At 70.1% G+C, this 9,169-nt stretch carries 14 protein-coding genes and 2 tRNA genes; 6 read left to right on the forward strand and 10 right to left on the reverse strand.

Going from position 1 to position 9,169, the window contains the following annotated elements; translation table 11 throughout:
- The first annotated feature begins 39 nt into the window (after nt 1-39).
- Nucleotides 40-657, forward strand: a complete 618-nt coding sequence (locus tag Q0568_RS17200; protein WP_359917869.1) for a cytochrome c oxidase assembly protein — start codon at nt 40-42, stop codon at nt 655-657.
- 76 nt (nt 658-733) lie between these two features.
- Nucleotides 734-961, forward strand: a complete 228-nt coding sequence (locus Q0568_RS07225; RefSeq protein WP_016465081.1) for a hypothetical protein — start codon at nt 734-736, stop codon at nt 959-961.
- 180 nt (nt 962-1,141) lie between these two features.
- Here the strand turns inward: Q0568_RS07225 and Q0568_RS07230 are convergent, their stop codons facing one another.
- The 6 genes from Q0568_RS07230 to Q0568_RS07255 form a co-directional block, all read right to left on the reverse strand.
- On the reverse strand, nt 1,142-1,423 hold the full coding sequence (locus tag Q0568_RS07230; protein WP_016465082.1) for a YgaP-like transmembrane domain: 282 nt from the start codon (nt 1,421-1,423) through the stop codon (nt 1,142-1,144).
- On the reverse strand, nt 1,420-1,797 hold the full coding sequence (locus Q0568_RS07235) for a thioredoxin domain-containing protein (protein ID WP_016465083.1): 378 nt from the start codon (nt 1,795-1,797) through the stop codon (nt 1,420-1,422). The genes Q0568_RS07230 and Q0568_RS07235 overlap by 4 nt, the downstream gene beginning before the upstream one ends.
- A gap of 45 nt (nt 1,798-1,842) precedes the next feature.
- Nucleotides 1,843-2,208, reverse strand: coding sequence for a rhodanese-like domain-containing protein (locus Q0568_RS07240; protein ID WP_016465084.1), 366 nt, complete (start codon nt 2,206-2,208; stop codon nt 1,843-1,845).
- 25 nt (nt 2,209-2,233) lie between these two features.
- Nucleotides 2,234-3,007 (reverse strand): sulfite exporter TauE/SafE family protein, encoded by a 774-nt coding sequence (locus tag Q0568_RS07245; RefSeq protein WP_033107195.1) that lies wholly within the window; start codon nt 3,005-3,007, stop codon nt 2,234-2,236.
- A gap of 22 nt (nt 3,008-3,029) precedes the next feature.
- The gene (locus Q0568_RS07250; protein ID WP_033107194.1) at nt 3,030-4,442 is read right to left on the reverse strand and encodes an MBL fold metallo-hydrolase; all 1,413 of its coding nucleotides are present in this window, start codon (nt 4,440-4,442) and stop codon (nt 3,030-3,032) included.
- Nucleotides 4,443-4,617: 175 nt separating this feature from the next.
- Nucleotides 4,618-4,803 (reverse strand): hypothetical protein, encoded by a 186-nt coding sequence (locus Q0568_RS07255; RefSeq protein WP_016465088.1) that lies wholly within the window; start codon nt 4,801-4,803, stop codon nt 4,618-4,620.
- A gap of 98 nt (nt 4,804-4,901) precedes the next feature.
- On the opposite strand from Q0568_RS07255, the gene Q0568_RS07260 reads away from it, so the two are divergent.
- The gene (locus Q0568_RS07260; RefSeq protein ID WP_016465089.1) at nt 4,902-5,186 is read left to right on the forward strand and encodes a metal-sensitive transcriptional regulator; all 285 of its coding nucleotides are present in this window, start codon (nt 4,902-4,904) and stop codon (nt 5,184-5,186) included.
- 162 nt (nt 5,187-5,348) lie between these two features.
- Here Q0568_RS07260 and Q0568_RS07265 read toward each other — a convergent pair.
- Both Q0568_RS07265 and orn read right to left on the reverse strand, forming a co-directional pair.
- Nucleotides 5,349-5,421: transfer RNA gene (locus tag Q0568_RS07265), tRNA-His, on the reverse strand.
- A 36-nt stretch (nt 5,422-5,457) separates the two neighbouring features.
- A complete protein-coding gene (gene orn, locus Q0568_RS07270; RefSeq protein WP_298864594.1) occupies nt 5,458-6,084 on the reverse strand; it encodes an oligoribonuclease in 627 nt (208 codons plus the stop codon).
- A gap of 47 nt (nt 6,085-6,131) precedes the next feature.
- Between orn and Q0568_RS07275 the strand changes: the two genes are divergently transcribed.
- Nucleotides 6,132-6,203: transfer RNA gene (locus Q0568_RS07275), tRNA-Arg, on the forward strand.
- A 7-nt stretch (nt 6,204-6,210) separates the two neighbouring features.
- Here Q0568_RS07275 and Q0568_RS07280 read toward each other — a convergent pair.
- On the reverse strand, nt 6,211-6,474 hold the full coding sequence (locus Q0568_RS07280; RefSeq protein WP_298864598.1) for a hypothetical protein: 264 nt from the start codon (nt 6,472-6,474) through the stop codon (nt 6,211-6,213).
- Nucleotides 6,475-6,541: 67 nt separating this feature from the next.
- Between Q0568_RS07280 and Q0568_RS07285 the strand changes: the two genes are divergently transcribed.
- Entirely contained in the window at nt 6,542-7,444 is a 903-nt protein-coding gene (locus Q0568_RS07285) for an alpha/beta hydrolase (protein WP_298864600.1), read from the forward strand.
- Here Q0568_RS07285 and Q0568_RS07290 read toward each other — a convergent pair.
- Entirely contained in the window at nt 7,416-7,889 is a 474-nt protein-coding gene (locus Q0568_RS07290) for an Lrp/AsnC family transcriptional regulator (RefSeq protein ID WP_298864602.1), read from the reverse strand. The two genes, Q0568_RS07285 and Q0568_RS07290, sit on opposite strands and share 29 nt — an antisense overlap.
- 167 nt (nt 7,890-8,056) lie before the next feature.
- On the opposite strand from Q0568_RS07290, the gene pdhA reads away from it, so the two are divergent.
- Complete coding sequence (gene pdhA / locus Q0568_RS07295; RefSeq protein WP_298864607.1) at nt 8,057-9,169, forward strand: pyruvate dehydrogenase (acetyl-transferring) E1 component subunit alpha; 1,113 nt, start codon at nt 8,057-8,059, stop codon at nt 9,167-9,169.

A 9,169-nucleotide genomic window follows, 5' to 3' on the forward strand; every position in this document is an offset into this window, starting at 1 on the left:
GGATGAGCGAGGGCGGCGCCCGCCGACCCGCGTCTGTCCATCCAGGCGAGAGGCGACACGCGAGCCGTCACCGCAGCGTGTCTCAATGCCGGCGGACTGTGGCAGATCTATTCGACACCCCTGGTCGGCTGGATGCAGTCCGGTTCGCTGGTGCACGTGGCGGTCCACGCCCACCTGCTCCTCGCGGGCTACCTCCTGACGACCGCGGCCATCGGCCTCGACTCGACACCGCATCGAGCGCCTCACCTCATCACCGCAGTCGCACCCCTCGCCACGATGGCGTCGCACAGCATCCTCGCCAAGACGCTCTTCGCCACTCCTCCCGACCTGTATGCCGTCGGTGACGTGCAGCCGGCGCGCAGCTCACGTACTACGCGGGCAGCTGATCGAGGCCGCGATCGTGGCGCTCTTCTGCGCGCGCTGGTACCGAGAAGCCGGACGTCATGCGTCCCGCCGGCGGCCCGGCGGCGTGGCGGTAAGCCAAGTGCGCTGAGCTCCCCGGCGGAGGGAGCCGTCACCGGAGCGGCAGGACGCCGCGGCCCGGACCGGCGATCGAGTCGCTTCAAAGAGACCGCGTCGTACCGGCGCATGCCGCGCCATCGCTCTCCGATTCGCGGTGGAGCGTCTTGGACGTGGTGTCGGAGCCGGGAGTGTTAAGGACGTCCGGACGAGCGCAGAATGCCTCGGGCGCCATGGGGATCTGAGCGTCCGCCGATAGCCAGGATCCGTACCCGTGCAACCCTGGGCGCATGTCGATGCCGTCCCCCATTGCATGCCGCGCGCCGCGCGAGCCGAGGCGGGGGAGCTGCTGCCGTATGACGTCGCGTGGAATGCCGCCGGCGGGCTACTGCTCCTCGCCGGCGTCGCCTGGACGATCGCGCTGGTGCGCCGCGGACACCGCGCAGCATCCGCACCGCCAGCCGGAGCGGATGCGGTGACGGCATCGGATCGTGGCCGATGAACTGATCCTGCTCGGCCGCGCTGGCGGGCCGATCTGCACGCGAGCTCGCCGCGGCGTTGGCGCGAGTGCGTCTCGGCGCACTGCGCCGGAGCCCTCGTCATCGGAACCGACGGCCCACGACACGTCCTCGACGACTAGCAATCGGCGAGGCAGCACGAGGGGGCGGCTGAAGCCTGCGCTCTAGCGGGGGCCTCGCTGGTCGAGCGGCTGGCGGGCTTCGGGGATGCCAAGCGTGTTGTGCTCTGCGGCGGTGGCACTGACTCGCGCGAGCAGCGATGCCGGGCACCAGCCGCGGACTGCGCCGGTGAGGAGGAGCGCAGCGCCGAGCGTGGCGGCGATGGCGAGCGGCGCGTCGTGCAGGTTGCTGAGCGCGAACGCGCCGGTCAGCGCGCCGACAGCGGCCTGCACGACGCGTTCGATGCTTCCCGGAGCGCAGACCGGGGCGCGGCGGCGGGAAGTCACGGCGCCTCGGCGGCTGCGCGCTGCTCGGCGACCTGGCGGCGCACGTCGTCCATGTCGAGCGCGCGGACGCCGGCGATGAGGCTGTCGAGCTGGGCCTGGCCCAGCGCGCCGGGCTGCGAGAAGACGAGGATCCCGTCGCGGAAGGCCATGAGCGTCGGGATGGACGTGATGCGGAACGCCGCGGCCAGCTGCTGCTGGTCCTCGGTGTCGACCTTACCGAACACGATGTCGGTGTTCGACGCGGCAGCTCGGTCGAAGACGGGCGCGAAGCTGCGGCAGGGGCCGCACCATGCCGCCCAGAAGTCGAGGAGCACCATGCCGTCGCCGGCGATGGTCGAGTCGATCGTTTCGATGGTGATGTCACGCGTGGTCATGTTCGGGGTTGCTCCCTGGATCGGTGATGGTCGGATGGGCCGGCGTCAGCGCCCGATTGCGAGGCCGGTCGCCGCTGACGCGCTCTTGAGCGCGCCGAGGTCGGTGACGTCCGCGAAGCCGGCCTCGCGCATGAGCGCGACCGCCTGTGCTGACCGGCTGCCGGACCTGCAGTGGACGAAGTAGGGCGCATCAGGGTCGAGCGAGGGCAGTGCCGCGGCGAGGTCGCCGTTCGACACGTCGAGGAGGACCGCGCCGTCGAGGTGACCGGATGCCAACTCGGGCGCGGTGCGCACGTCGATGACGACGGCGTCCGCTGGAGCTGCGACGCTGCCAGGGGGCGTCGATGCGCAGCCTGTCGTGACGGCGGCGAGCGCGAGGCCGGCGAGGCCGGCGAGCTGGGTTCTGGTCATGGTGTTCTCCGGTGAGCGGTGTCGTTCAGGTGAGCGGGAGGTGGAGCGCGAGCTGCTGCACGAGCAGCGCGACGGCCACGCTGAGCACGAGCACCGCGAATCCGGTGCGCAGTGCCCGTTCGGGGATGCGGCCGGTGAGCGCCGAGCCGAGGAAGGAGCCCGCCACGGCGATTGCGGTGAACGGCAGCACCAGCGCCCAGGGGATGTCGGGGAGTGCTGGTTGGGCCGCGAGCCCGGCGAGCGATTGCATCGCGATGACGAGCAAGGATGTGCCGATCGCGGCCGACGCGGGCAGGCCGGCGAGCAGGATCAGCGCGGGGACGATGAGGAAGCCGCCCCCCGCGCCGACCAGCCCGGCGAGTGAGCCGACAACCGTTCCGAGCACGAGGACGAGGGCGATGCGCGGCCGAGCGGGCTCCGCCCGGTCGTGACGCGGGCGCCGGCGAAGCATCGCCACCGCGGCGGCGATCATCGTGCCGGCGAGCAGCACCATGAGCACGCCTGGGGGCAGCGTGCGGCCGAGCAGCCCGCCGACGAGCGCGCCGACGACACCGGCCGCTCCGAAGACTACCCCGACACGCCAGCGCACGCGGCCCGCGCGAGCGTGCTGCAGCAGTCCGAGGGCGCTCGTCGTGCCGACGATGAGCAGTGACGACGCGATGGCGGCTCGCGGCTCCACGCCGCCGACGGCGGTCAGGATGGGCACGGCGAGGATCGAGCCGCCGCCGCCCAGCAGGCCGAGGCTGATGCCGACCAGCAGGGCGAGCGCAAGAACGGCGATGGTGGCGGTCGGCGTCATCGGGCGCCTCGATCCTCGGCGGTCAGCTGGTCGCCGGCTCGCGCCCGGTTGTCTGGAGCCACCCGAGGTAGGAGCCGTCGAGCTCGACGACGTCGACGCCGGCCCGGCGCAGTGCGCTGGCGACGACGCTGTTGCGCACGCCGCTCTGGCAGTACGTCACGACGGTGCCGTCCGCGGGCAACTCGTCGAGGTGCCACAGCGCGCGGCCGCCGCTGAGGTGCGCGGAGCCGGGGATGTGCCCGTCGGCGTGCTCGGAGCTGCCGCGCACGTCGACCAGGTTCACGTCGGCGAGGCCGTCGAGCTCCTCCGGCTGCAGCAGTCGGGGCTGCACCAGCTCGAGCCCGTCGAGGGAGCGGATGAAACCGTCGACGGCGTCGATGCCGACCCGCACGAGGTGGTCGCGCATCCGCTCCGCCTCCTCGCGGTCGTCCGCGAGGAGAACGAGCGGCCGGTGCTCCGCCTCCGGATCGTAGACCCACGCCCCGTAGGTCGCGGCCTTCGCTGCGCCCGGGATGTTGAGGGAACCGACCACGGTGCCGTCGTGCACCTGCCGGCGGTCCCGAGTGTCCACCAGGATCGCGAGGTCGCGCTCCAGGAGGTGCTGCACCTCCGCAGTGGACCGCTCGGGGAGCGGTGCGCGGGGGTGGAGCACCGCGGGGCCGGTGCGGTTCTGGGACTTCATTCGGGCGAAGTACGCGTGGGCGTCGGGCTGGCCGGAGAGTAGCTCGTCGACGAAGCCTTGCTCGTCGTCGGCGGCGAGGTAGGGAGCCCACCACGAGAAGGCGCGCTCGTAGCCGACGGTCGTCGCCGCGATCGCGCCGAGCGACTTGCCGCACGCGCTGCCGGCACCGTGCGCTGGCAGCACCTGGACGTAGTCGGGCAGTGTCAGGAAGCGGTCGCGCAGGCTCGCGAAGAGTTGGTGAGCGCCCTCGAAGCGGGTGTCGACGCCGCCGGCCGCCTCGTCGAGCAGGTCCGGTCGGCCGACGTCGCCGACGAACACGAAGTCGCCGGTGAGCATGAAGCCCGGCTCCTGGGCCTGCGCGCCGTCGGTCACGAGGAACGACAGGTGTTCGGGCGTGTGGCCGGGGGTGTGCACCGCTCGCAGCGTCACGTTGCCGACGACGATCTCGTCGCCGTCGTGCATCCGGTCGGCGTCGTCGAAGCCGGTGCCGTAGGTCCAGTCGGGTCCGCCCTCGTCGGAGACGTGCATGCGGGCACCGGTGCGCGCCGCGAACTCGCGGGTGCCTGAGAGGTAGTCGGCGTGGATATGGGTCTCGGTGACGTGCGCGATGCGCAGGCCGTGCTTGTCGGCCAGTCGCATGTACTCGTCGACGTCGCGGCGGGGGTCGATCACGATCGCCTCGCCGGTCGCCTGGCAACCGATGACGTAACTCGCCTGTGCGAGGTCCTCGTCGTAGATGCGCTCCAGCAGCATGATGCTCTCCTTGTTCGTCGTCGTCGTCGTTGTAGTCGTCAGCAGTGGCAGCGGTCGGCCGCCGGGACGCCCCCGAGGGCCTCCTCGACGTGCTGGCCGCATCCGGCCCAGCTCGGCTTGCCGCAGCGGTCGCAGGTGATGCGTGCGCACATGGTGATGTCCTCTCGTCAGTGGATCAGCGGCCGAACAGGCGCGCGAGGAAGCCGGGTCGCGAGGCCTTCGCCTCATCGATGTCGCGCTGCGTGTGCCGGCCGGGGCACCAGTCGGATGCCGGGACCGTGCGGCGCACGTCGTTCACGTGCTGGCCGCAGCCAGCCCAGGTCGTCTTCCCGCAGATGTTGCACTTCGCGGCTCTGCACATCTCGCCCTCCTGGCGGTGTCGATGAAGATTGAATACCCCGGGGGGTATCCAAACTATACCCTGGGGAGTATGGTGGATGTCAACCCAGGAGGAATCCGATGAGCATCAGCCCAGACATCGTCGCGGCGCACGACCCGGAGGCGAAGCGCAAGATCGTGAATCGGCTGCGGCGCGCGCACGGCCAGCTGGCAGCCGTCATCGCTGCGGTCGAGGACGAGGCCCACTGCCGCGACGTCGTGCAGCAGCTCTCCGCAGTGTCGAAGGCCGTCGACCGGGCTGGCTTCCTGGTGGTCGCCGGTGCCCTGAAGGAGTGCCTAGCCGAGGAGCCGGGCGACGGCGAGCGCATCGACGAGCTGGAGAAGCTCTTCCTCTCGCTCGCTTAGAGATTCCGGCGGGCGTCTCCGTGCCTCGGTAAGCACGCCGAGCAAGTGTGGCCCTCGCCATGCTTTTCCCTGGTGGGCCGCCGAGGCAAAGAAATAGGGCCAGGTGCGAACTTCCTCCAAGGGTGGTCCCTTGGTCGAAAGTTCACACCTGACCCGTCTGTGGGTGGCTAACGGGGCTTGAACCCGCGACCCCCGCGACCACAACGCGGTGCTCTACCAACTGAGCTATAGCCACCATGTGCCTGCCGGAGCAGGCAACCCCACGAGTCTATTACATGTTGGGGGCGAACTCTGACACGGTGCGCACCGCGATATCCCGAGCCGCGTCAGAAGAGGGACCGGGCTCGGCCACGAAGACCGCCTGACGGTAGTACTGCAGCTCGCGGATCGACTCCAGGATGTCTGCCAGCGCGCGGTGTCCGCCATGCTTCTCAGGAGTCTGGAAGAACACCCGCGGGTACCAGCGGCGGGACAGCTCCTTGATGCTGGAGACGTCGACATTGCGGTAGTGCAGGTGCTCGTCGACGCGCTTCATGTACTTCGCGATGAACATGCGGTCGGTGCCGATGGTGTTGCCGGCGAGCGGCGCCTTGTGCTCGAGCGGGACGAACCGCCTGATGTACTCGAGCGTGCGGTCCTCGGCCTCGGCCAGTGGCACGCCGTTCGGGATCTCCTCGCTGAGTCCCGAGGTCTGATGCATGTTCGTGACGAAGTCGTTCATGTGCGCCAGGGCCGCGTCGCTCGGCTTGATGACGATCTGGAAACCGGGGTCCAGCGGCCGCAGTTCGAAGTCGGTGATGACCACGGCGACTTCGACGAGCTCGTCGATCGCCGGATCGAGGCCGGTCATCTCGCAGTCGATCCAGACGAGCCGATCGTTCTCAGACGCAGAAACCATGCCTCGATCTTATCGACGGCGACCGACACGGTATTCTGGGGAGCCACGCCTCCTTAGCTCAGAGGAAGAGCATCGGCTTTCTAATCCGTTGGTCGCAGGTTCGAATCCTGCAGGGGGCACTCGCGCTCAGAACCGCAGCGCGGCCACCGCGTCGTTCGCGTCCCAGAACTCGCCGACGAGGCGGAATGCGCCGGATGCCAGCTGCAGACGCTCCGCACGGTAGCGGACGCCCAGCGGGTCGGCGACGACGCGCAGGTGCCCTCGGATGGCGTCGTGCGCGTCCAGGACGCGCCACAGCCGCTCGCCGGCGCGCTCCAGGTGCTCCGCGGGGGAGCTCAGCGTGGGGGTCGCCCAGACCAGAGCGGGTGCGGGATCGGTGAGTGTGCTCATGTCGGCTCCTTTCCTTCCTTCGAACATAAGGACGGCCACCGACATTCGTTCCCGTAGACTCTCGGGCATGCCCGCAGCCTCGCCGTACGCAGCCCGTCTCGCGACGATCCCCGTGCAGCGGCGCGAGGTGCAGGTGCTCGGATCGACCGCCGCGTACTGGGCCTACGGGCCCGAGGGCGGCGACGTCCCGACCGTCATCGCCGTGCACGGCTTCCGCGGCGAGCATCACGGCCTCGAGCCGGTGGTCGCCTACCTGCCCGGCGTCCGCGTGATCTCTCCCGATCTGCCCGGCTTCGGTGAGACGCCGCCCGTGCCCGGTCGCGAGCACGATCTGAGCCTCTACTCCGGCTGGCTCGCCGAGTTCGCCAGGACCGTCGCACCGGATGCCGTGATCCTCGGCCACTCCTTCGGCTCGATCGTCTCGTCCGCTGCCGTGGCCGGCGGGCTCGCGACTCCGCAATTGATCCTGATCAACCCGATCGGGGCGCCGGCGCTCGAGGGACCGAAGGGCGTTCTCACCCGGCTGGCGGTGCTGTACTACTCACTGGGCGCGAGGCTGCCCGAACGCATCGGCACGGCGCTGCTGCGGCATCCGCTGATCGTGCGCATCATGAGCACCGCGATGGCCAAGACGAAGGATCCCGCGCTGCGCCGGTTCATCCACGATCAGCACGACACCTACTTCTCCCGCTTCGCTGACCGCGACGTGCTGCACGATGCGTTCGTCACCAGCGTGTCGCACGACGTGCGCGCGTTCGCGGGCGTGATCGACGTGCCCACGCTGCTGATCGCGGCGCAGCGCGACGACATCACGCCCATCGAGGCCGAGCGCCGCCTGGCGACGATGTTCCCGGACGCGGAGCTGGTGGAGATCGCCGACGTGGGGCACCTCATCCACTACGAGACGCCCGCCGAGGCGGCGGGGGCGATCCGGCGCTTCCTCAGGCTTCCCGTCGAGCGAGGCCGATGAGGCCGGCCACGCGGAACGGGATGACCTCGCCCATGGCCAGCGAGGTCTCGGTGCGCTCGACGCCCTCGATCGAGAGGATGCGCGCATCGGTGTCGAACAGGTGGCGGGCGTCGCGGCATGCCACGCGCGCCAGCAGATCGATCGAACCGCTGAGGCCGTGCGCCTGCACGACCTCGGGCACGCGCGCCAACTCCGCGATGATCCGGGGCAGCTCGGTCTGCCGCAGACCGATGCTGATGAAGGCCTGCAGCGGGAACCCCAGCACCTCCGTGGAGAACGAGCGCTCGTAGGACTCGAACACGCCTGTGGCGTCCAACCGGGCCATGCGCGCCTGGATGGTGTTGCGCGACAGGCGCAGCCTCTCGGCGAGCGCCACGACGGTGGTGCGGGGGTCTTCGGCGAGGGCGGTGAGCAGTTCGAGATCGACACGATCAAGGGCGGGCATACTGCCACACGCTATCAGGCTCATAGCACCGGGTTCTGCGCAACATGCTCAAGGGTCGCAGACATGCTTGAGCGAGGTGTCAGGTCGACGTACCCTTTCAGGTAACCCGACGGAGCCGTCGGGAGGCCGTGCACGCCCCACAAGGGCCCCACGTCAGGAGGACGCCGATGTCACCGCACAACACACCCATCGCCGACACAGAGAGCGATCTCGAGCTCACCGAGCGAATCATCGCGCCGGACGGCACCAGGGTGCCGAATCCGCAGCTCGACCCGTTCGTCAAGGACGTGGACTTCCAGACACTGCGCGATCTGCATCGCGACATGGTCGTGCTGCGCCGCATCGACGCTGAGGGCGTCGCGCTCCAGCGCCAGGGACAGCTCGGCCTGTGGGCGCCCTGCAACGGCCAGGAGGCCGCGCAGATCGGCACGGGCCGCGCCCTCCAGCGGCGCGACTTCGTGTTCCCCAGCTACCGGGAGACCGGTGTCATGTACAGCCGGGGCGCCCAGCCCGGAGACTACGTGCGGATGTGGCGCGGCGAGGAGGGGGCGGCCTACGACCCGGCCGACCTGGGCATCGCTCCGCTGCAGATCATCATCGGCGCGCAGACGCTGCACGCGGTCGGCTATGCCCTCGGCATCCAGCACGACGGCGCCGACGAGGTGGCCGTGACGTACTTCGGCGACGGGGCGACCAGCCAGGGCGACGTGAACGAGGCCATGGTCTTCGCCGCGTCCTACCGCGCGCCCGTCGTGTTCGTCTGCCAGAACAACCACTGGGCGATCTCCGAGCCCGTCGGGCTGCAGTCGCAGTTCCCGCTGGCCGGTCGCGCCCCCGGGTTCGGCATCCCCAGCCTGCGCGTGGACGGAAACGACGTGCTGGCCTGCATGGCGGCCATGCGCTGGGCTCTCGAGCACGCGCGCTCCGGAAAGGGTCCCGCCTACCTCGAGGCCGTGACCTACCGGATGGGTCCGCACACCACGGCCGACGACCCCAAGCGCTACCGCAGCGACGCCGAGCTGGAGCAGTGGCGCCGTCGTGACCCCATCGCGCGGCTCGAGGCGCATCTGCGTGCAGCGGGCGAGCTTCCTGCGGAGCACCTGGACGCCGTGCAGGCGCAGGCCGACGAGATGGCGCGCGAGATGCGTGCCGCGTGCCTGGGCCTGGTGACGCGTCCGGCCATGGCGGTCTTCGATCGCGTGTACGCCGAGCCGCATTCCGGCCTCGAGCGCGAGCGCGACGAGTACGCCGCCTACCTCGCGACGTTCGAGGAGGCCTGA

The organism is uncultured Microbacterium sp. (assembly GCF_937927635.1).
Taxonomy (GTDB): domain Bacteria; phylum Actinomycetota; class Actinomycetes; order Actinomycetales; family Microbacteriaceae; genus Microbacterium.